This is a genomic window from Caballeronia calidae, from assembly GCF_900044055.2.
Taxonomy (GTDB): Bacteria; Pseudomonadota; Gammaproteobacteria; order Burkholderiales; family Burkholderiaceae; genus Caballeronia; species Caballeronia calidae.
In genome coordinates this window covers 222584-245333 of sequence record NZ_FCOX02000003.1, presented here as the reverse complement: position 1 = coordinate 245333, position 22750 = coordinate 222584, and the positions used below count along the sequence as shown (strand labels likewise).

The 22750-nt window shown below is 65.9% G+C and carries 16 protein-coding genes; 5 read left to right on the top strand and 11 right to left on the bottom strand.

Annotation, left to right across the window (positions count from 1 at the left end):
• Window positions 1–344: 344 nt before the first annotated feature.
• The 3 genes from msbA to AWB78_RS04950 form a co-directional block, all read right to left on the bottom strand.
• Window positions 345–2063: a lipid A export permease/ATP-binding protein MsbA gene (gene msbA, locus AWB78_RS04960; protein ID WP_374729447.1), complete on the bottom strand. Its 1719-nt coding sequence runs from the start codon at window positions 2061–2063 to the stop codon at window positions 345–347.
• 190 nt (window positions 2064–2253) lie between these two features.
• On the bottom strand, window positions 2254–3576 hold the full coding sequence (locus tag AWB78_RS04955) for an O-antigen ligase family protein (RefSeq protein WP_062602815.1): 1323 nt from the start codon (window positions 3574–3576) through the stop codon (window positions 2254–2256).
• Window positions 3573–4709: a glycosyltransferase family 9 protein gene (locus AWB78_RS04950; protein WP_062602813.1), complete on the bottom strand. Its 1137-nt coding sequence runs from the start codon at window positions 4707–4709 to the stop codon at window positions 3573–3575. Before AWB78_RS04950 ends, AWB78_RS04955 begins: the two co-directional genes overlap by 4 nt.
• A gap of 355 nt (window positions 4710–5064) precedes the next feature.
• Here AWB78_RS04950 and AWB78_RS04945 point away from each other — a divergent pair, with 355 nt between their 5' ends.
• Window positions 5065–5826 (top strand): glycosyltransferase family 2 protein, encoded by a 762-nt coding sequence (locus AWB78_RS04945; protein ID WP_062602810.1) that lies wholly within the window; start codon window positions 5065–5067, stop codon window positions 5824–5826.
• A 5-nt stretch (window positions 5827–5831) separates the two neighbouring features.
• Here the strand turns inward: AWB78_RS04945 and AWB78_RS04940 are convergent, their stop codons facing one another.
• Together AWB78_RS04940 and dnaE are read right to left on the bottom strand one after the other, a co-directional pair.
• Entirely contained in the window at window positions 5832–6896 is a 1065-nt protein-coding gene (locus AWB78_RS04940) for a glycosyltransferase family 4 protein (protein WP_062602808.1), read from the bottom strand.
• Window positions 6896–10426, bottom strand: coding sequence for a DNA polymerase III subunit alpha (gene dnaE / locus AWB78_RS04935; RefSeq protein ID WP_062602806.1), 3531 nt, complete (start codon window positions 10424–10426; stop codon window positions 6896–6898). Before dnaE ends, AWB78_RS04940 begins: the two co-directional genes overlap by 1 nt.
• A gap of 210 nt (window positions 10427–10636) precedes the next feature.
• Between dnaE and AWB78_RS04930 the strand changes: the two genes are divergently transcribed.
• Together AWB78_RS04930 and gluQRS are read left to right on the top strand one after the other, a co-directional pair.
• A complete protein-coding gene (locus AWB78_RS04930) occupies window positions 10637–11500 on the top strand; it encodes a sulfurtransferase (RefSeq protein ID WP_062602804.1) in 864 nt (287 codons plus the stop codon).
• A 17-nt stretch (window positions 11501–11517) separates the two neighbouring features.
• Window positions 11518–12387 (top strand): tRNA glutamyl-Q(34) synthetase GluQRS, encoded by an 870-nt coding sequence (gene gluQRS / locus AWB78_RS04925; RefSeq protein WP_062602802.1) that lies wholly within the window; start codon window positions 11518–11520, stop codon window positions 12385–12387.
• Window positions 12388–12448: 61 nt separating this feature from the next.
• On the opposite strand, the gene AWB78_RS04920 is transcribed toward gluQRS, so the two are convergent.
• The 4 genes from AWB78_RS04920 to purT all read right to left on the bottom strand — a co-directional run bounded on the left by AWB78_RS04920 (window position 12449) and on the right by purT (window position 16255).
• Window positions 12449–13939 carry a DEAD/DEAH box helicase gene (locus tag AWB78_RS04920; protein ID WP_062602800.1) on the bottom strand — a complete coding sequence of 497 codons (1491 nt, stop codon included), beginning with the start codon at window positions 13937–13939 and terminating at the stop codon, window positions 12449–12451.
• Between the two features lie 480 nt (window positions 13940–14419).
• Window positions 14420–14776 (bottom strand): MliC family protein, encoded by a 357-nt coding sequence (locus tag AWB78_RS04915; protein WP_062602977.1) that lies wholly within the window; start codon window positions 14774–14776, stop codon window positions 14420–14422.
• 44 nt (window positions 14777–14820) lie between these two features.
• Window positions 14821–14997 (bottom strand): DUF6726 family protein, encoded by a 177-nt coding sequence (locus AWB78_RS47535; protein WP_198399208.1) that lies wholly within the window; start codon window positions 14995–14997, stop codon window positions 14821–14823.
• A gap of 25 nt (window positions 14998–15022) precedes the next feature.
• Window positions 15023–16255, bottom strand: a complete 1233-nt coding sequence (gene purT, locus AWB78_RS04910) for a formate-dependent phosphoribosylglycinamide formyltransferase (RefSeq protein WP_198399207.1) — start codon at window positions 16253–16255, stop codon at window positions 15023–15025.
• A 285-nt stretch (window positions 16256–16540) separates the two neighbouring features.
• On the opposite strand from purT, the gene AWB78_RS04905 reads away from it, so the two are divergent.
• Window positions 16541–17143, top strand: coding sequence for an META domain-containing protein (locus AWB78_RS04905; protein ID WP_062602797.1), 603 nt, complete (start codon window positions 16541–16543; stop codon window positions 17141–17143).
• Between the two features lie 200 nt (window positions 17144–17343).
• Window positions 17344–21012, top strand: a complete 3669-nt coding sequence (locus AWB78_RS04900; protein ID WP_062602795.1) for a DNA translocase FtsK — start codon at window positions 17344–17346, stop codon at window positions 21010–21012.
• A 3-nt stretch (window positions 21013–21015) separates the two neighbouring features.
• Here AWB78_RS04900 and AWB78_RS04895 read toward each other — a convergent pair whose 3' ends face one another.
• Window positions 21016–22068, bottom strand: coding sequence for a CorA family divalent cation transporter (locus AWB78_RS04895; protein ID WP_062602793.1), 1053 nt, complete (start codon window positions 22066–22068; stop codon window positions 21016–21018).
• Window positions 22069–22155: 87 nt separating this feature from the next.
• Entirely contained in the window at window positions 22156–22719 is a 564-nt protein-coding gene (locus AWB78_RS04890; RefSeq protein WP_062602791.1) for an antimicrobial peptide resistance and lipid A acylation PagP, read from the bottom strand.
• Window positions 22720–22750: the final 31 nt, after the last annotated feature.

Genomic DNA, 22750 nt, shown 5'->3' with positions numbered 1-22750 from the left:
TCTTTGACTTCAATGCGTTGCTACGATCAACCGCCAACGAATCGCTTGCCTACTCGAATGCTGATGATGATTTTGCGGCGGCAGCGGATGACCGAGCGTAGACACGACGCTGTGACCGCAAACCTCGCATCGATAGATTCCAGAATTCGGAGTGGCTTGTCCGGGATCAGAGATCGAGTCAAAAGCAGCGTGATTGCTTTGATTGAGAAATTGGGGATATTTGTAGTTGGCCATAGGATGAGTCCGTCTCGTCTTGGAGCGGACATCATCCGGTTTGCCGCGCAGCGTGTGAACAAGGAATATCTTATGTTTCCACGCAAGAAATTCCTCGTCCGGTCAAACTCTCACGCCGCCTGCTGCTGATACTGAATCCGATGCAAGTGCGCATACAGTCCGTCCTTGCGCAGCAGTTCGGCATGGCTGCCCTGCTCGGCAATGCGCCCCGCCTCCATCACGAGGATCCGGTCCGCGCGCTCGATTGTCGACAGCCGGTGCGCGATGACGAGCGTCGTGCGTCCCTTCATCAGCGTCTCGAGCGCAGACTGCACGTGCCGCTCCGACTCCGAATCCAGCGCTGAGGTGGCTTCGTCGAGAATCAGGATCGGCGCATCCTTATAGATGGCCCGCGCGATCGCGAGACGCTGACGCTGCCCACCCGACAGACGCATACCATTGCCGCCGATCAGCGTATCGATTCCCTCGGGCAACGAAGTCACCACATCCGACAGATTCGCCGCCGCGAGCGCCGCCATCACGCGCTCGCGATCCGGCGTCTGGCCGTATGCGACGTTCGCCGCGATCGTATCGTTGAAGAGGACGACATCCTGGCTGACCATCGCGAGCTGATCGCGAAGGTCGTGGAGGTTGTATTCGGTGATCGACACGCCGTCGACGAGCACCTGACCGCCGCGCGGATCGAAGAACCGCGGCAGCAGATTCACGAGCGTCGTCTTGCCGCTGCCCGACGGGCCTGCCAGCGCGACCATCTCGCCCGGCGCGACCTTGAACGACACGCGATCGAGCGTCGGCCGGTCGATCGAGCCGTAGCTGAAGGTCACGTCCCGGAACTCGACTTCGCCGCGCGCGCGCGGCAGACGCTTGCCGCCACCCTCCGGCTCCGCGGGTTCGTCGATCAGGCCGAAGATCAGCTCCGCCGCCGTCATGCCGCGCTGCATGGGCTGATTGATGTCGATCAGATGCTTGAGCGGCGAGATCACGAGCAGCATCGACGTGACGAACGCGACAAAACCGCCAACGGTCGTCTGGTCGTTCGCCGACTGCACGACCGCGATCGTGATGACGATGGCGAGCGCGATCGACGCGAGAAACTGCGTGAGCGGCTGCGCGAGGCCGCCCGACACCTGCATGCGCATCGAGTAGCCGCGCAGGCGATGGCTCATTTCCGAGAAGCGGCCGATCTCGTACGGCTCGCCGTTGTGCACCTTCACGACCTTGTAGCCGCCGACCGTCTCCTCGACGATATACGACAGCTCATTGGTGAGGGTCTGATGCTCGCGGTTCAGGCGCCGCAGCCGCCGGTTGATCTTGCTGACGAGCCAGCCGATCGCCGGAAGAATCACCGCGACGATCAGCGTGAGACGCCAGTTCAGGATGAACAGATAGCCGAGCAGGAACACCACCGTCAGCGAGTCGCGCACGAGCGTGACGACGACGCTCTGCAGCACGCTCAAAATCTGGTTGACCTCGAAGACGACCGCGTTGATGACCGTACTCGCCGTCTCGCGCTGGAAGAAGCCGGCGCTCGTGTGGATCATGCGCTGGAACATCTCGAGCCGCAGTTGCAGCAGGATCTTGTTCGTCACGTATGAGAGGAAATAGCCCGATGCGTACTGCGCCCCGCCGCGCACCAGCGCAAGCCCGATGACGGCGGCCGGCACGAGCCATTTCGCGTGATCGCTGCTCTTCGAGCCGAAGCCGTGGTCGAGCAGCGGCTTCAGCAGCATCGGGATGCCCGCCTCGGTCGCGGCGACGATGCCCATCGTCAACAGGCCGAGAAACACCGTGCCGAGCAGCGGGCGGATATACGGCCATAGCCGCCTCATGACGGCCGTCGGCGAGCTGCTTTCGCCCGCGCCGATGGTCTTGCGCAATGTCTGCTTCTGGCTCAAATCTTTCCTCGGTGTTCGGTTTGCGTAAAAGTGCGCCGGTTCGATTCGCGGTGCGGATCAGCACACGAGAATCCGCCATTCTAATCCTGTGGGCGGCGCGGTCGAATGTAGGTGTCCGGAGCGCCTATTGCCGCGGATTGGCGGTTTCGGTTTCGGTTGCGGTTGCGAAAGCGCCGCGCGGCGGCGGCAGCCGGCCCGTCAGGCGTTCGCCGCGGCCGAGCATCAGCCCGGCGAAGCACCAGAACGCGAGCGCGGTGGTCTGCCACATGAAATCGTCGGTCGAGTTTTTTGCGATCATCCCGCCGACGAGCGCGATGCCGCCCGCCGCAAGCCACGGCACCTCGCGCCTCAGCCGCCAGAAGCGGATCACGAGCCCGACGAAGAGCGCCGCTTCCAGCACGACGCCGACGACGCCCGTCTCGAGCCACGTGTTCAGGAACAGGTTGTGCGCGTGCGTGAGCGCCTGCGGTTCGGCGGCGAGCAGTCGCGGCGGCATCTGCTTCCTGTAAACCTCGCCCGGCAGCGGCTTGCCGAAGCCGATGCCGATCCACGAATGCGGCTCGCCGACCTTGCTGTAGAAGGCCCACAGGCGCGGGCGCGTGTCGGCGGCGATGGTGTCGCCGATGCCCGGCAGGAACGACGGCACCGGAACGCGATCGCCTTCGATCGTCACGCCGTGCGCGGCCAGCGACGGCGGCAATTGAGCGAAGCGGCTGCGCGAGCTGAATTCGAGCGTGCCGATCGCCGCGATACCGACGATCGACAGCGCCACCGCCGCCAGCACCATGTGCCGCCGATAAAGCGGATACAGCGCGATCGCGAGCGTGACGAAAGCCGCAAGTCCGAAGAAGCGGTTGAGCGTCGCCACCCCGATGAACACGCAGAAGAGCACGCCCGTCACGCCGATCGCGCGCCACTTCCCGTCGAACAGCATCCCGGCGAAGAGCGCCATCGCGAAGAGCGCGATCGTGCTCGTGTGACCGACGCGGTTGTAGTAATGCAGCATGAAGGTATCGGCGGTGGGCGGCTGCAGTTGCCCCCAGTGCACGACGCTGATCAGGGCGACGAGCGCGCAGCCGAGCCAGTGCGCAAGGACCAGCCGCTCGGGTTTCGCCATGCGCGCGCCCACGAGCCAGAAGCCGAAGAAGGCGAAGAGCGGATAGAACACTTCGTCCAGCCACGCATGCATGCTCTCGGACGGATACACCGACCACGACACCGACGCGAGCGCCCACGCGGCCCACAGCACGACGGGCGCGAGCAGCGGCCAGCGCAGCGGAAAAGGCGCACCGCGCGTCGCCGCCACCGCGATCGTGCCGATGCCGACGAAACCGAGCGCGATGTTCTCGACCGCCGTCATATGTGCGAACGCGACCACGAAGAGAATGACGGGCGCGCCGATCCAAAGAAACCAATCGGGCTGAAAACGATACGTTTTTGTCGTCATAGACCTTCCGTCAACATCTCCTCGAGTGCCCGGCTCACCGCATCGAGCGAAATGAGGCCCATGCATTCGGCATGATCGCCGCGCCATGCGACGCACGTCGTTTCGTTGCGGTCGCAGCGGCGCACCCACGGCACGCGCCGTCGAAAGATGAAGGGCTCGTCGCGGCACGGCATGTCGACGATGGTAACCGGCCTGAAGGGCGCATCGCGCCAGAACTCGCCCGCGCCGTGGATCATGGCGTTGCCGGGCCCGAAGAGCGTGACGGTCGGCACGCCCACCATGCGCCCCAGATGCGCGACGCCCGTGTCCGGGCAGACGATCGCGCGCGCCCGCGCGAACAGTTGCCACAGCTCGCCGAGTCCCACGCGGCCCGCGAAATTCGCATGCCGCCCTTCCGGATCGATCGCGCGGACGAGGTCGGCTTCACCCGGACCGCCGCTCCACACCGGCGTGTAGCCCATCTGCTCGACGCGCGCCGCGAGCGCGCGCCAGCGATCGTGCGGCCAGCGCTTGACGGACGTGCTCGCGCCGGGATGCAGCACCACGTAGGGCCGCGCGAGCAATGCCGCGTCCGCTTCCGCGAACGGCGCAACGGCCGGCGCCGGCCAGTCGTCCGGCCGATAGCGCGCCGGCGGCGGCCCTTCGATGAGCGTCGCGGCGATATCGGCCCATGCGGCGGGCTTCGCAGGATAGGGATGCGACTCGTCGAGCGGCCAGTTCTTCCACGCGGGCGTATCGTCGCCGTGACCGACGATCCAGCGGCACTTCGCCGCGATGGCGAGCCACGCGTGACGGTTGTCGCCGACGACGATGCCGAGATCGTACGGGCCGGACTTCAGCACCGCCGAAACGCTCGCCGTGTCGCGCGGATCGAAAGGCAGCGCGTCGGCGCCATAGGGCCGTCCGGCATAGAGCGGCACGATCGCCTTGGGACACGTGAGCGCGATGCGCGCATGCGGATAGCGATCGCGCAGCTTCGCGACGAGCGGCGTCAGCAGCAAGGTGTCGCCGAGCAGCAGATGATGCGCGATCAGAATGCTCGACACATCGGCCGGGCGCCGGCGAAACGCCTTCAACGCAAGCTTGGGTAGCGCTCGGGCAATGATGCGGATGCGCCCGGAGAGTCGGCTCATAGGATCAGAACAGGATGGCTCGCGCCCGACTCGCGGGCGGGACAGGTGCGATGCGCGCTCCCGTTTGCAGGTGGAGCTCGCCTGGCCGCTTTGTTTTCATGAATGTCGATGCGGCTCGCGAAGTGAAAATCGGATCCTCGATGACGGCTGTGATGGAACCAGACTCGCCTCGGCCGATCTGTTGCTACGCGCGCCGCTCAGGCACACTATCGGCCTCTGTCCACCCTGACAACAAAAAGAGGCCCGCGGCCTCTTTACTCTTCACGTCTGGTCCGAGCATGGCGCAATGCCTCGCATGACGCCCAGCCCACCAGTATTCAATAATTATACCAACACGCACGCCGGTCCACGCTCCATGTCCCGCACAACGCTTGGCATCGCCATCATCACCTACAACGCGGCCGCGCGGCTCGCGCAATGCCTGCAGGCCGTCTCGTTCGCCGATGAAATCGTCGTCGTCGACGGCGGCAGCACCGACGCCACCGCGGGCATCGCCGAGGCGCATCGCGCGCGCGTGATCGAGGCGCGCGACTGGCCGGGCTTCGGCCCGCAGAAGAATCGCGCACTCGACGCGCTCTCGACCGACTGGGTGCTTTCCATCGACGCCGACGAAATCGTGTCGCCGGAACTGGCCGACTCGATCCGCGCCGCGATCACCGATCCACAGGCGGACGTGTACGCGGTCGATCGTCTGTCGAGCTTTTGCGGCGTGTGGGTGAAGCACAGCGGCTGGTATCCGGACTGGATTCCGCGGCTGTTCCGGCGCGGCACGGCGCGCTTCTCGCCCGATCTCGTGCACGAGCGGCTCGTGCTGTCCACGGGCAAGCCCGTCGCGCGCCTGTCCGGCAAGCTGATGCACTACTCCTACGAGGATTTCGAAGCGGTCTTGCGCAAGCTGGACGCGTACTCGACGGCAGGCGCGCAGCAACGCCACGCCGCGAGCAAACGCGGCAGCTTCGGCATTGCGCTCGCGCGCGGCGCATGGGCGTTCGTGCGGACTTACGTGCTGCGGCGCGGATTTCTCGACGGCAAGACCGGCTTCATGATCGCGGCATTCAACGCGCAGACCGTCTACTACCGTTTTCTGAAGCTCGCGCACCTGAACGAAGTGCGCTGAACGTCTCAGCGCGTCTGGCGGATGTCGTTCGCGAGCCCGATCAGCGCGCGCACGTGCGAAGCGACGCTCGTGTCGTAGCGCACGGTCTCGCCCGAAACACGCGCATCGCCGCGCCGCGCTTCGATGGCATCGAGCACCGTGCGGCGCAGGTCGTCGGCGTCGCCCGATTTGAAGACGTGCTTCGCGCGATCCGCGATGGCATCGCAGCAACCGATGCACGCGGGGAAAATCACCGGCGTGCCGCACATCACCGATTCGATGCCGACGAGCCCGAACGGCTCGTAACTCGACGCGAGAATCGTGAAATCGGCCGCGCGGTACGCGTCCTCGATGTTCTTCGCATATCCCACATAGCGGACGTTCGCTGCCGGATTCTCGGGTGCGCGTCCCGCGACCGCGACGACCACCTTCATGCCGGCGAGCGCCTTTTCGATCAGCGGCAGGCCCTTGCGCACATGACTGCTCGACGGAAACAGCAGAACGGTTTCATCGGCTTTGAAGCCGAACTGCCCGCGCAGGCGCGCGCGTTCTGCGGCATCGACCGGAGCGAAGCGCGCGCCGTCGACGGGCGGATAGAGCACGCGGATTTTTTCATCGTCGATGCCGTAGAGCGTGCGAAGCTCGTCGCGCATCATGTCCGAATGCGCGACGATCACCTGTGCCTGCGCATACTGGCGGCGCTCGAGCGCGATCTGCCGCGTGTCCGAACGCTTCTCCCGCCGCCCTGTTGCGCGCAGAAAGCCGATATGTGTGCCGCCGCAAATCGCGATGTCCGAGCCTTCAACGCGATTGCAGCCGATCAGCACGTCGACCTTCGCTTTTCTGCGCGCGCGCTTCAGCGCCCACGAGAAATACGCGTCGCGCAGCTTGCCCGGCAGAAACGACACCTTGATGCGGTGCGGCTCGATCAACCGGCTTTCGGGCAGGGACATATCGATCTTGCGCGCGAAGAACGCGGGCTTCTGCCTGCCGTCGAAGCCCGCGGCGGCGAGGCCGCGCACGAGATCCATGGCATAGCGTTCGAGGCCGCCGGAATGCTTCAGCGCATTCGCCGATATGCCGATGCGCATCAGTAGACGATTTCGATCGCGCTGCCCGCGAACTCGCCGCGCAGCGCCGTGATGAGATCGTCGGTGGGCTTGACGCGCCACGCATCGCCGAGGCGCACCTCGCCTTCGGCGTGCTCGCTGCGATAGACGATGCTCACGTTCAGACCGTTCGGAATCGGCGCGGATTGCCGCTGCCGGCCGTTTTCTCTTGCGGGTGCGGGTGGCGGCGCTTCAGCTTGCGCGCCGGCAGCATGCGCCTCGAGGACACGGCGCAGACGCAAGGCATCGGCGTTGCCGTTCATCTCGACCTTCACCGACTGCGCGTAGCGGCTGCGCGCGCGCTCGAGATCCATCGCCGTATCGACGGTGAAGCGGATGCCGCCCGTGAACGCGTCGTTACGCGCCATGCCTTGCACGACGAGCAGCTCGTCTTCCTTGAAGAGCGCCTTGTTCGCTTCGAACTGCTCGTTGAAGACGGTGACTTCGCACTGGCCGCTGCCGTCGTCGAGATTGACGATCAGCATCTTGCCGCGCTGGGTCATCTGCGTGCGCATCGCGGAGATCACGCCCGCGACGAGCTTGTCGCGCCCTTCCTTCAGTTCGCCGATCTTCTGGCGCACGAAGCGGCGCACTTCGCCCTTGTAGGCGTCGAACAAATGGCCCGACAGATAGAAGCCGAGCGCGGTCTTCTCTTCCTGCAGGCGCTTCTTGTCGGACCACTCGGGTTCGTCGATGAGTTCGTGTTTGGCGAGCGGCGCGTCGCCCATGTCGAACAGGCCGGCCTGCATCGCGTTGGCGGCAGCCTGATCGGCGGCTTCCATCGCGAGCGGGACGGACGCGAGCAGTTGCGCGCGATTCGCGTGCAACGTGTCGAACGCGCCCGAGCGAATCAACGCTTCCACCGTGCGGCGGTTCACCACGCGACGGTCGATGCGCTCGCAGAAATCGAACAGATCGACGAACGGGCCGTCCTCGCGCGCACGCAGGATTTCCTCGATCGCGTTCTGGCCGCTGCCCTTCACGGCGCCCAGACCGTAGCGGATGGTCTTCGAGCGCGTGCCGTCGGCTTCCGCGACCGGCTCGAAACGATACGCCGACTGGTTGATGTCCGGCGGCAGCACCTTCATGCCGTTCGTCGCACAATCCTCGAAGAGGATCTTCACCTTGTCGGTGTCGTCCATCGCGAGCGACATGTTGGCCGCCATGAATTCGGCCGGATGATGCGCCTTCAGCCACGCCGTGTAATACGCGAGCAGCGCATACGCGGCCGCGTGCGACTTGTTGAAGCCGTAGCCCGCGAACTTCTCCATCAAGTCGAAGATTTCGTCGGACTTCTCGCGCGTGAGGCCGTTCTTCGCCGCGCCATCCGCGAACAGTTCGCGGTGCTGCGCCATCTCTTCGGGCTTCTTCTTGCCCATCGCGCGGCGCAGCAAGTCCGCGCCGCCGAGCGAGTAGCCGCCGATGATCTGCGCCATCTGCATCACCTGCTCCTGATAGACCATGATGCCGTAGGTCTCTTTCAGAACAGGCTCGACACGCGGGTCCGGATACTCGACGATCTCGCGCCCGTGCTTACGCGCGCAGAAGCTCGGGATCAGGTCCATCGGGCCGGGTCGATACAACGCCACCAGCGCGATGATGTCCTCGAAGCGGTCCGGCTGCGCGTCCTTCAGCATGCCCTGCATGCCGCGGCTTTCCAGCTGGAACACGGCGACGGTGTTCGCTTTCTTGAGAATCGAGAACGATGCCGGATCGTCCAGCGCCACCTGTGCGAGATTCCAGTCCTTCTTCGACGGATCGAGACGGCGGATGTACCGCTCGGCCCAATCCAGAATCGTGAGCGTGGTCAGGCCCAGAAAGTCGAACTTCACGAGCCCGACGGCTTCCACGTCGTCCTTGTCGTACTGACTGACGACTCCGCCGTCTTCGCCCTGCGTGTAGAGCGGGCAGAAATCCGTGAGCTTGCCCGGCGCGATTAGCACGCCGCCCGCGTGCATGCCCACGTTTCGCGTGAGCCCTTCCACGCGCTGCGCGAGTTCGAGCAGCTGATGCACTTCGTCTTCGGAATCGAAGCGCTCCTGCAGCGTGGGCTCTTCCTTCATCGCATCCGCGATGGTCACGTGCTTGCCCGGCTTGAACGGAATCAGCTTGGCGACGCCGTCGGTGAACATGTAGCCGAGATCGAGCACGCGGCCGATATCGCGCACCGCCGCCTTCGCGGCCATCGTGCCGAACGTGGCGATCTGCGATACCGCGTCCGCGCCGTACTTGCCCTTCACGTACTGAATGACGCGGTCGCGCCCTTCCTGACAGAAGTCGATATCGAAGTCGGGCATCGACACCCGTTCCGGATTCAGGAAGCGCTCGAACAGCAGGTTGTAGCGCAGCGGGTCCAGATCCGTGATGCCGAGCGCATACGCGACGAGCGAGCCCGCGCCCGAGCCGCGGCCCGGCCCGACCGGCACGCCGTTGTTCTTCGCCCACATGATGAAGTCGGCGACGATCAGGAAGTAGCCCGGAAAGCCCATCTTGATGATCGTGCCGCACTCGAAGTCGAGGCGCGCGTAGTACGTCTCGCGCTGCGCGGCGCGTTCGGTTTCATCGGGATAAAGCTGCTGCAGGCGAACTTCCAGTCCTTCCTTCGACAACTGCACGAGGTAGTCGTCGAGCGACATGCCATCGGGCGTCGGGAAAAGCGGCAGCTTCGGCTTGCCGAGTTCGAGCGTGAGATTGCAGCGCTTGGCGATTTCGACGGTGTTCGCGAGCGCCGACGGAATGTCCGCGAACAGCGTGCACATTTCGTCCTGCGTGCGGAAAAACTGGTCCTGCGTGAAGCGCTTCTGACGACGCGGATTCGCGAGGATATCGCCTTCCGAAATGCACACGCGCGCTTCGTGCGCGGTGAAGTCGTCGGGCGTCATGAACTGCATCGGATGCGTGGCGACCACCGGCAGCTTGAGCTTCGCCGCGAGCTTCACGGCTTCCTGAACGTAGCCCTGTTCGCCCGGCTGACCGGCGCGCTGCAACTCGATATAGAACGCGTTCGGAAAAAGCTTCGACCAGCGCTCGGCATTGCGTTGCGCGCTGGCCGCATTGCCGGCCGCGAACGCCATACCGATATCGCCCGCCTGCGCACCCGACAGCGCCAGCAACCCTTCGGCCAGACCTTCGTCGAGCCACTCGACCATCACTTCGGCGCGGCCGCGGTACTGGTTCGTCAGCCATGCGCGGCTCAACAGCTCGCACAGGTTGAGATAGCCCTGCTTGTCGCGTACGAGAAGAAGGAGGCGCGAGGGTTTGTCGCGATCGTCGGGATTGGTGATCCAGACGTCGCAGCCGGCGATGGGCTTCACGCCCTTGCCGCGCGCTTCCTTATAGAAGCGCACGAGGCCGAATGCATTGCCGAGATCGGTCAGCGCGAGCGCGCCTTGCCCGTCTTTTGCGGCAGCTTTGACGACGTCGTCCAGCCGCACGATGCCGTCGGCGATCGAGAATTCGGAGTGGACGCGGAGATGAACGAAGCGGGGATCTGACATGGCGGTATTGTACATGCGGGCCATCTCGAAAACGGATGCGGCGCCCGTGTTGGCCGAACGGACAAGGCCTGCCCGCGCGGCTGAAATTGCGCGCGCGCAAGGCCTCGCGACGCGGCGAGGCGAATCCGGGAAAGCCGCGCGCCGTTTGCGGGATAATACGTGTTTTGCGGCGGATTGCCGTCCGCACTTTTTACCCGTTACAGCCGTTTTTCGCGTCATCCGATCATGAGCATCCTGAACCTCTCCGCCTACAAATTCGTCACCATCGAAGACGGCCCCGCCTGGCGGCCGCTCGTCACTGAACGCTGCAACGCGCTCGGCCTGAAAGGCACGATTCTGCTGGCTCCGGAGGGCATCAATCTTTTCATCGCGGGGCCGATTGCCCAAGTCCGCGAGTTCATCGACTACCTGCGCACGGACGCGCTCTTCGGCGGCCGCTTCGCCGATCTCCAATTCAAGGAAAGCCTTTCCGCGAAGCAGCCGTTCCGCCGCATGCTGGTCAAGCTGAAACGCGAAATCATCACGATGAAAAAGCCCGCGATCCAGCCGGAACTCGGCCGCGCGCCCGCCGTCGATGCGCCCACGCTGAAGGCCTGGCTCGACCGCGGCCACGACGACGCGGGCCGCCCGGTCGTGATGCTCGACACGCGCAATGCGTTCGAAGTCGATGTCGGCACGTTCGATCACGCGCTCGATTACCGCATCACGAAGTTCAGCGAGTTTCCGGAAGTCATCGAGCAGAATCGCGCGGACCTCGAAGGAAAGACGGTCGTGTCCTTCTGCACGGGCGGAATCCGCTGCGAAAAGGCTGCGATTCACATGAAGGAAGTCGGCATCGAGCATGTGTATCAGCTCGAAGGCGGCATCCTGAAGTACTTCGAGGAAGTCGGCGGCGCGCATTACACGGGCGAATGCTTCGTGTTCGATTACCGCACGGCGCTCGATCCGAACCTGCAGCCAACCGCGACCGCGCAATGCTTCGGCTGCCGCGCGGTGGTCAGCATCGAAGATCAGCAATCGCCGCTCTACAAGCCGGGCGAAAAGTGCCCCGCCTGCCATCCCGAGGCCAAGGTCAGTCAGGCGGCATAACGCCCAATGAACGCCCCATGACCTATCGCGGCCGCTTCGCGCCCTCGCCTACCGGCCCGTTGCACGCGGGATCGCTCGTCAGCGCGCTCGCGAGTTTTCTCGATGCGCGCGCGCGCGGCGGAAGCTGGATCGTGCGCATCGAAGACGTCGATGCCCCGCGCACCGTGCCCGGCGCCGCCGATGACATCCTCGCGACGCTCGCGCACTTCGGCATGCATTCGGACGAGACGCCGGTCTGGCAAAGCGAGCGCGGCGCGGCGTATCAGGCCGCGTTCGAGCGATTGCAGGCGGCGGGCTTCATCTATCCGTGCGGCTGCACGCGGCGCGAAATCGCCGATTCGCTCGTGCACGCGCATGCGCGTCATGCCACGCTCGCCTATCCCGGCACGTGCCGCAACGGCCTGCACGGAAAGCCTGCGCGCGCATGGCGGCTGCGCGTGCCGGACGGCGACGCGGCGCGTATCAGCTTTGTGGATCGCTGGCAGGGACCGCAGACGCAGGATCTCGCCACCGACGTCGGCGATTTCGCACTGAAGCGCGCGGACGGTCTGTGGGCGTATCAGCTCGCCGTGGTCGTCGACGATGCCGACGCGGACATCACCCACGTCGTGCGCGGCGCCGATCTCCTCGATTCGACCGCGCGGCAGGTCTATCTGCAACAGTGTCTCGGGGTGCCGACGCCGCTTTATCTGCACGTGCCCGTCGTCAACAACGGCATCGGCGAAAAGCTGAGCAAGCAGACGGGCGCCGCGCCGCTCGACCGGCACGCCCCGCTCGATGCGCTCGTCGAGGCGGCGCGGCATCTCGGCATCGAGGCATCGGCCGATACGCTCGACGCGTTCTACCGCGCAGCGACAGCCGAATGGGCGAAGCGCTTCGGGCGCTAGATTCGTTCGAATGCAAAAAAGGCAGCCGCGCGGGCTGCCTTTTTCATTCGAAACATGGAGATCACGACGACTTGCGCGGCATCCCCAAACCGCCCAGCAACGCCGCGAGCGGCTGCTTCGGCGCGGTCTTGCGCTCGGGCTCGACCGTTTCCTCCTGACGCTTCATCGCCGAGGGCGACGGCTCATACGGCTTCAGGAAGAACTCGTCGATGGGCTGCTGACGGCCGCGCGGACGATCATGCGTGCCCGTCGTGCGGCGGCGCGAACCGGCTTCATCGCGCGATGCATGCCGATGCTCGCCGCGCTCCGGACGCCCGAAGCGCTCCTCGCGGCGCGGTGACGAGCCCGGGCCGTCACGGCGCGCACGCGTCGTCACTTCGAGCGGCTCGACGTCGAGCGGACGCTTGATCAGCTTCTCGATATCGGCAAGCTGCTTGCGCTCGTTCGCGCTGCACAGCGACAGTGCATCGCCGGATGCGCCCGCGCGCCCCGTGCGGCCGATGCGGTGCACGTAATCTTCCGCGTTGAACGGCAGATCGAAGTTGATGACAGCGGGCAACTCGGCGATATCGAGACCGCGCGCGGCGACGTCGGTGGCGACGAGCGCTTCGATCTCGCCGCGCTTGAACGCGTCGAGCGCCTGCATGCGCTCGCTCTGCGTGCGGTCGCCGTGAATCGCCGTCGCGACGATGCCCTCACGTTCCAGCACGCGCGCGAGCCGGCTCGCGCCGATCTTGCTGTTGCAGAACACGATCACCTGCTTCAGTTCGCGCTCGCGGATGAGTTGCGCCACCGCGCCGGATTTGTCGCTCTCGTGAACCTCGTAGACGATCTGGCGCACGTTCGCGTTGGTCGAATTGCTGCGCGCGACTTCGATCGTCTGCGGATTGCGCAGATAAGTGGACGCGAGCTTCTTGATTTCAGCCGAGAACGTTGCCGAGAAAAGCAGCGTCTGACGCTCCTTCGGCAACAGATTCAGGATGCGTTGCAGGTCGGGCAGGAAGCCCATGTCGAGCATGCGGTCGGCTTCATCGAGCACGAGCATTTGCACCTGGCCGAGATTCACGGTCTTTTGCTGCACGTGATCGAGCAGGCGGCCCGGCGTCGCGATCAGGATCTCGACGCCGCGGCGCAGCGCGTCGGACTGCGGATTCATGTCGACGCCGCCGAACACGACCGTGCTGCGCAGCGGCGTGTGCTTCGAGTAGGTCTGCACGTTGGCGGCGACCTGGTCGGCGAGCTCGCGCGTCGGCGTGAGCATCAGCGCGCGCACCGGATGGCGCGCGGGCGAGGCGCTCGTATTTGCCGAGGGCAGCAGGCGCTGGATGATCGGCAGCGAGAAGCTCGCGGTCTTGCCGGTGCCGGTCTGCGCGGCGCCCATGACGTCGCGGCCCGCGAGGACGACCGGAATCGCCTGCGCCTGAATGGGCGTGGGCGTGGTGTAGCCGGACTCGCGCACCGCTTTCAGGATGTCGGCGGACAAGCCGAACTGGTCGAACGTAGGCGCGGCGGCCTGTGCGGTGGACGTGCTCGTGGCGACGGGATCGGACATGGTGACTATATTGGCTTTCGCTAAAGTGCCGCGCGATGCGGCGCGCGTGATAAATCGGTCGGCGGTCGGATGGTTCGGTCGATCGTCGCGATCGGTTGCTCACGCGGATGGATTTCGTTGGCGCACGCGGCGCGTCAGTCGTGCGCAATGTGCGCGGCGCTGGATGAGGCGGCCGGTTCATCGAGCCTGGCTCGCCCGTTTCGAGCGCCGTCCGTTTCAGTTCGCGAGCCCGCGCTCCCAGATGGAACACGGCTTCGATGACGCCTTCAAGGCACGCGGCATCGCTCGTTCTCGTCAAGCGGCGGCTCGTTCGAAGCCCGTGCACCGCTCGAGCCGGCATCGACGGCGATGCCGGAAAATCCGTAAATGCGGTCCGGCTGCGAGTTTCACTACCGGAAGGCCGCACATTGTAGCACCGCCCGGCAAAGCGCTCCGGCGGCGCGCAGCGCACGGCCGGCGGCATCCGGGCACGCGCCGCGCCTACTTCTTGCGCGCCTCGCAATCGGCGAGCAGCGGCAGCGCATCCTTCGCGGCCATCTCGTCGTAGAGATTGGCCTGCGGACCCTTGGTCCACCACGTGTATTGATCGGCGACGTATTTCGCGCCCGATCCCGCGATCACGTTCACGAACAGCAGCTTGCGCCCGTCGACGGTCAGCGCCGCGAAGCTCTGATGGTTGCGCGTACTGGTGTACTGCACCGATACGCTCTTGCCGTCCTTGCAGTCGTAGCGCGTGGTTTGCGTCGACGCGGTCTGGATTTGCGGCACGGTGAGCGGCATCGCGAATGCCGCCTCGGCGACGAGCGACGCGATAGTGAGCGCGAGAAGTGTCTTCATCATTCGATCCGCGATTCGTTGGAGGTCGATGCGGGCATTGCCGTTCACGGATCGATCACGTCCGCGCACGCATCGGTTGGCGCGGCCGCAACGTGACCGACGACCGGCACGATCTTGAGGCCCGCCGACACGATCCGGCACGGCGCCGCCGCGAGCCCGCAGCCCGAGACACCGAGAGATGTCGCGACGAGCGCGGCCAGCACTTTCCACTTCGTGTTCAACTCATCGCTCCCGCCCGGGCGCCCGTCATACGGCCGACACCGGCCTGACCTTCGACGCCGCCCGCTTCGCGCGCTCGCGCGCTTCGTCCGTGTCGACGCCCGTCGCGAGCGCGACGCCCATGCGGCGCTTCGCGAAGCTCTCCGGCTTGCCGAAGAGCCGCAAATCGGCACCGGGCACGGCGAGCGCCTGCGCGACGCCTTCGAACGCGATGCCCTTCTCCTCCAGCTCGCCGTAGATCACGGCGGACGCGCCCGGCGTGCGCAAGGCGGTATCGACGGGCAAGCCGAGGATCGCGCGCGCATGCAGTTCGAACTCGGAGAAGCGCTGCGTCGCGAGCGTGACGAGGCCGGTGTCGTGCGGACGCGGGCTGACTTCCGAGAACCAGACGTCGTCGCCGCGCACGAAGAGTTCGACGCCGAAGAGCCCGCGCCCGCCGAGCGCGGTCGTCACCTTGGCGGCGACATCGCGCGCCTTGTCGAGCGCGGCCGGGCTCATCGCCTGCGGCTGCCACGATTCGACGTAATCGCCCGCCACCTGCACGTGACCGATCGGCTCGCAGAAATACGTCTGCGTCGCGCCGCTTTCGGGGTCCGCCGCGCGCACGGTGAGCTGCGTGATCTCGTATTCGAAGTCGATGAACCCCTCGACGATCACGCGCCCGAAATTCACGCGGCCGCCCGCCATCGCATAGTTCCACGCGGGTTCGACGTCGGCATCGCTTCTCAGCACCGATTGCCCCTTGCCCGACGACGACATCACCGGCTTCACCACGCACGGAAAGCCGATCTTCGCGATCGCCGCCTTCATCTCGTCGAGCGATTGCGCGAACGCATAAGGCGATGTCGGCAAGCCGAGCTCCTCGGCCGCGAGACGGCGAATGCCCTCGCGGTTCATCGTGAGCTGCGTGGCGCGGGCCGTCGGAATGACGGTCGCGAGGCCGGCCGCTTCGATGTCCGCGAGCGCGTCGGTGGCGATCGCCTCGATCTCCGGCACGATCAGATGCGGCTGTTCCTTTTCGACGATTGCGCGCAGCGCGGCGGCGTCGGTCATGTCGATTACGTGCGCGCGATGCGCGACCTGATGCCCCGGCGCGTTCGCATAGCGATCGACGGCGATGACTTCGACGCCGAGGCGCTGCAGCGCGATGATCACTTCCTTGCCGAGCTCGCCCGCGCCGAGCAGCATCACGCGCGTGGCGTTGGGGGAAAGCGGCGTGCCGATGCGCATGGCGTCCGCGCGGAGTGGATCGGTCTGCATGAGTGCTCCGGAATGAATCGGGTGATGAGGCCAATGAAACGCAAGGTGGCCGAATTGGGCGCGATGTTAACACGCAGCGTCCACAGCGACACTTTGCCGTCCGGTCTATTGACAGCGTCGTCACAAGCGGTATTGACACACGAATGCGCGTCGGAATTCCCCGCGCGGGCGCGATCGGTGAACGCGCGTGAACAGTCGGGCCGTTCATTTTGTTGCAAGCGAAAGCTGGACAAATCGTAGGACGAGTGCGATACGCTTACGGTTTAGCCAGCTTCAGGATCATCGATGCCCACGCACTTCCTTCGCGCGCCAGCTTCCTCGCCGGTCTCCCGGTCGCGGCGCTCATCGTCAGGTTTCCTGTCGCGCCGCAAAGAAGCGCTTTCGCTGGTTTCCCGCGCCTGCGCGGTGCTCGTCGCGGCGGGCGTCGTCGCGGGCTGCGCGATGCCGAAGCATCCCGATGCGGGCGCGCCGCCCACCGATCCCTACAATCCCGCCGCCACGCAATTGCTCGACGACACGCAGTGGGAGCTCGCGAGCTGGACCGACGCGACCGGCCAGCCGCGCGCGGTGCCGCACGCCGGTCCGGACAACGCGCAGCCGATCACGCTCGATCTGTCGACCGCGAGCGGCCATCGCCGGGCAAGCGGCTTCTCGGGCTGCAACCGCTTCAGCGGCACGTACGCGCTGAAGGACGGCAAGCTCAGCTTCGGCCCGCTCGCCGGCACGCGCATGGCGTGTGTATCCGGCGCGGGCGCCGCGCTGGAGCGGCCCTATCTCGACGCGCTCACGCATGTCGCGAAGAGCGGCGTGCAGATGAACCCGCCGCAAGCGTTGCGACTGACGCTCGACGACGGTCAGGTGCTCACCTTCACGCCACGCGCGAAGTAAAAGCCGCGTGCGCGAGTACGCCACACACTTTTATCGAACGCAGGTGTTGCGTACTTGCGGAACGTGCTTCGTGTGCGTGCCGCAGCCGTTAAACTGCTCGATCGACCGGCCCGGCCGACACGCGCGAAAGCTGCGATCGGGCCGCGATCGTTCGGATTGCAGTCACATTCGTTTCACCCAACATTGATTCATTCTCAAGCATGCACATGGTAGTTCTCGGCTGGTTCGGTGCATCGGTCATCTGGTTCCTCGCGCTCTTCTGGCGCCTCGTCAAACTAGTGCTGCCGGGCGGTGGCGGCGGGCGCGGTCCCGGCACGATCCGCCTATGGCTCAGCTTCGTCGCCGTGCTGCTCTCGAGCAGCACGCTCGAAGGCGCGCTCGTGAACGCGCTCGAAACGCAAACGGATATCAATCGCCTCGGACGCGCGCTCGCCTCGGCGCTGAGCGCGCTCGCGCATCCGGGCGGCGCAACCGCGATCGCAGCGATCGTGCTCGCGATTTTCCTGCCGTGGCTCATCGAGTTCAGCTGGCGCTCGGTGCTCGCCTGGGCCGACGAGGCATTCGGCTTCGGCCTGCCGCAAAGCTGGCTCACGCCTCGCGAGCGCGATGCCGAGTCCCGGCAGGCCTCGCCGAAGCGCGATAAGGCGCGCGGCTGGTTCGAGCGCCGTTCCCGCGTGAAAGCCTCGCGCGATACCCAGGAACGCAGTCATCGCGCCGAACGTTCCGATGCGCCGCCGTCGCGCATTTCACCCGACGAGCCGACGCTCGGCCTTCCGACCGGTGGCCGTGGCAGCCGTTATCAGCGGCCGACCGTGTGGCGTCCGCCTGCCGTGGGCAAGGGCGCCGCGAATCGTGCGGCGGGCGCCGGTACGAGCGCCATTGCCACCGCCGAGGCTTATGCCAAACGCCCGGCGTTCGAAGCGGCCGGCGTCTCGCCTCCGTTGCCGCAGATGGAGCCGGTCGCGCCCCTGGGCTGGCTGGATCAGTCCGGGTCGCCGGCGAATGGCGACGGACGCACGCAATTTCCGCCGCGCCGGGCGTCCGCGTTCGAGCCTTCGGGCTCGGGCTTGCGCGCATCCGTCGCCACTGAGAAGCCGCGCGTGCAGACGCCGTCGATGGCCGCGCCGCGAACCGCGCCCGCGCCCGTGCGCGGCCCGGTGACTTCGATGCCCGCGCAGCGCACCTCGGGCATGGCGAGCACGTCCACTTCAGTTGTGACGGGCGTGAACCCGGCGCGCAAACCGCCCTTGCCGCAATCACCGCAATCGCCGCAGGGTTTCAGGCGCCCTGCCGTGCGCCCCACCGCGGTCGCCGCCACACGCGAGTTCGCGCCCGCGCCGCTCGCCGCGCCCGCCTTCTCGCGCCCGGCCACATCGCTCGGACCGCCCACGCCGCCGCCTGCGCCCGATGCGATTCAGGCCACGCTGCGTTCGATCGAGGAGAAGGCTGCGTTGTGGACATCGCTGGCCGGCGCGAGTCTCGCTCGCGGCCATGTGGCGATGACACGCGCCGGACAGTCCGCCATCGAGCCGAGCGCCGGGGCATCGGCGCCGCTGACTGTCGCGCCGTCGACTGTCGATGCAGCGATGCCGGGCATCGTCGAGGCGAAACATGAGACGCGCGTCGAACCGGAAACCGTGACGACGAAGCCCAGCGAGGCACCGGAAGCACCGGCAGCGCCCCAAACACCCGAAGCGCCCAAAGTGCCGGACATCGAAGAACGCATCGAATCGCAGCTGATCGATGCCCACGCGATCGCGCCCGCGCTCGTCGAGCCGCCGCCACTGTTCGACTTCCGCCTTCTGGAGCCGACCATTCCCGACGTCGCGCCCGCGGCGATCGATACACCTGCGTCCATCGAACCGGTCGCGCCGCCTGCAAGCGACGAGGAGCCGATGCACGCGCCGCAGCCCGAGGAACCCGTCGCCGTGCAACCGGCGCGTGAGGCAATGCCGTCCGCGCCGCCGTTGCCCGAGTGGAATGAGGCGAAACCCGCGCCGCTCGCCGAAGAACCGCCGAAAGAGCCGCACTTCCGCGACATCACGCCGACGCCCCCGTGGCTGGACGCTTCCGAGTCCCACGAAGACGACGACGAGCCCCCTGCCCCGCCGCTCCTGCGCATCGTCGACGAGCCGGAGGCCGGCTTCGAAGCGCCAGCCGAGCAGGAAGAGGAACAGCCCATCGCCGAGCGTCAGGCAGCGGGCGACGAATTCGCGTCGCCGTCGAACATCGTGCGCTTCCCGGGCAACGGGAACACGGCCATCACGACATCCGCGCACGCCGCACCGGTCGCGCCCAGCGCACCGCCCGCCCCGTCCGAGCCGCGCGCACCCGTGCGCAACTCTGCGCCGAACGGATTCGAGTTCCACGCGCCGCACGCATCGTCGGTGGAACTGCCGACGCTCGACCTGCTCGAGCCGGCTTCCGGCGAAATCGAACCGGTCTCCGAAGAGCGTCTGAACGAAACGGGACAGCTGATCGAGCAGCGTCTTCAGGAATTCAAGGTGCCGGTGACGGTCGTCGGCGCGTCCGCGGGTCCGGTGATCACGCGCTTCGAGGTCGAGCCGGCGCTCGGCGTGCGCGGCAGTCAGATCGTCGGGCTGATGAAGGATCTCTCGCGCGGCCTCGGCCTCACGTCGATCCGCGTCGTCGAAACGATTCCCGGCAAGACCTGCATGGGTCTCGAACTGCCGAATCAGAAGCGCCAGATGATCCGCCTGTCGGAGATTCTCGAGCAGGACGTCTATTGCAACTCGAAGTCGAATCTGACGATCGCGATGGGCAAGGACATCATCGGCAATCCGGTCGTCACGGATCTCGCGAAGGCGCCGCATATGCTGGTCGCGGGCACGACGGGCTCGGGCAAGTCGGTCGCGATCAACGCGATGATCCTCTCGCTGCTCTACAAGGCGAAGCCCGAGGACGTCCGCCTCATCATGATCGATCCGAAGATGCTGGAGCTTTCCGTCTACGAAGGCATTCCGCATCTGCTCGCGCCGGTCGTCACCGACATGAAGCTCGCGTCGAACGCGCTGAACTGGTGCGTCGGCGAGATGGAGAAGCGCTACCGGCTGATGTCGGCGGTCGGGGTGCGCAACCTGCAGGGCTTCAACCAGAAGATCCGCAACACCGAGGCTGCGGGCAAGAAGCTCACGAACCCGTTCTCGCTCACGCCCGATGCGCCCGAGCCGCTGTCCACCTTGCCGTTGATCGTCGTCGTCATCGACGAGCTCGCGGACCTGATGATGGTCGCCGGCAAGCAGATCGAGCAGCTGATCGCGCGTCTCGCGCAGAAGGCGCGCGCGGCGGGCATCCACCTGATCCTCGCGACGCAGCGGCCGTCGGTGGACGTGATCACCGGCCTCATCAAGGCGAACATTCCGACGCGGGTGGCGTTCCAGGTGTCGTCGAAGATCGATTCGCGCACGATTCTCGACCAGATGGGCGCGGAATCGCTGCTCGGCGCGGGCGACATGCTGTTCCTGCCGCCCGGCACGGGGTATCCGCAGCGCGTGCACGGCGCGTTCGTCGCGGACGACGAAGTGCATCGCGTGGTCGAGCATCTGAAGCAGTTCGGCGAGCCGGAGTACGAGGAAGGCATTCTCTCGGGACCGACGGGCGAAGGCGGCGGCACGCAAGATCTCTTCGGCGACTCTCCGGACACCGAAGCCGATCCGCTCTACGACGAAGCCGTGGCCTTCGTCGTGCGCACGCGGCGCGCGTCGATATCGTCGGTGCAGCGGCAGTTGCGCATCGGCTATAACCGCGCGGCGCGTCTCGTCGAGCAGATGGAAACGGCCGGCCTCGTCTCGCCGATGGGCACCAACGGCAACCGCGAAGTGCTCGCGCCGCCCGGACCGGCCGACTGACCCTTACCAGAGCCGCAACCGGCGCAGTAGAAAGATCGTGATGGCGGCGCCGCACGCCATCACGCCGACCACGATCCAGAACGATTCCGGATCCTTCGTGCCCGGCAGCCCCGCCACATTCATGCCGAAGATGCCCGTCACGAGCGTGGCGGGCAACAGCAATGCGGACATGATCGCGAGCCACAGCAGCTTGCGGTTGATGTCCTCCGAAAGCGCCGCCGCGATTTCATCCTGCAAAAGTTTCGCGCGCTCGTAGAGCCCTTCCAGGCCGCCGCCCAGGCCGTTCAACACCTGTATGGCCTGCGTGAGCGCTTCCATCGAGCGCGGCTCGGCCCATTCCAGCTTGCGCAGCACGAGTTGCGTCAGCGCGTTGCGCTCAGGATCGATGAAACGCCTCACTTCGACGATGCGCCGCCGCACGTCGCCCAGCACCGCGCGGCATTTGGAATGGCTGCCTTCGAGCACGTTCTCCTCGACATCGTCGAGACAGTCGCCGATTTCGTCGATGCGGTCCGCGAAGGTATCGTTCAGCGCGCGGATGAGGCCCGCGAAGAGATCGACCGTATCGCGAAAGGTCGCGCCCTCCAGCACCGCGTGACGCAGCCGGTCGGTCGATTCGAGCGGCCGCGCGCGCACCGTGACCATGCGATGCCGGTCGACGTAGAAGCGCAGCGCGCCGGTCGCGCGGTTCGCCTCGCGCGCGCCGGGCGCGGCGGCATCCGGCGTCTTCGCGACGAGCTCCAGATCCGCGACGACGCCATACATGAAGTTCGAGCCGATATGTACGCGCGGACGCTTGTCCTCGCCGTTCAGGAACTCGCGCGCGACATCCGGCATCGACGTGACGCCTTCGAGCCAGCCTTCGACGGTGTCGTCGTTCGCGGACAGATGCAGCCACGTCGGCCCATCGCCCGTAATGGATTCGCGCGCTTCGTCCCACGACAGCCGCAACGCCTCGCCGCCCTTGAAGCTGAAAGCGCTGATGAATCCCGGCGGCGCGGGTTCACTGCGCCTCGCCGAGCGCTCCCTCGCGTCGAATGTGTGAGTGGTGTTCAACTTGCGTTCCCTGCCATTGCCTTACAGTTTTCTCAGTACACCTTTCAGTCGCGCACGCGCGAGAGGGTGGACGCCGGAGGCATCCTACTAGAATTCATAGCGGCCCCAGAAAAACGCGACATCGCCCTTGTTGATGCCCGGTATGCGCGGGATGAACGTCGCCATGGCCGATACGCGCCGATATCGTACCGAGCCGATCGGCAGCGCGATCGGCAGCGGCAGATAGTGCGCGATGTCGCTGCGTGCGGTGAAGCCCGCGAAGTAGCCGCCGCCGAGCGACAGTCCGCCCAGCACCGGCGTCGTGTACCACTGCCGCGCGTAGCCCGCGATCGGCTGGACGTTCTTGTGGGAATCGAGAAAGGCGAACGCGAAGAGGATGTCCTGATTGCCGTTCGCGTCGGTCCAGTGCTTGCCCGCGCCGCCGCCCCACGAATTGGCGTTGAGGTGACTCGGGTCCTCGTAGCCATTGATATGCCAGCCGTAGCCCGTCAGATACAGATCCCAGGTGCCTTCGTGCCAGACGCGCATCACGCGCTCGCACGCCGACGACATCCAGTCGCGCTTGTAGTCGCATTCCTTGTCGCTCGCATGGGCCGCGAGCGGCGCGCACAACATCGAGACCGTGACCGCCTTGACCAGGATTTTTTTCATCTTCGTCGGACCGCGTGTCGCTGGGTAAATC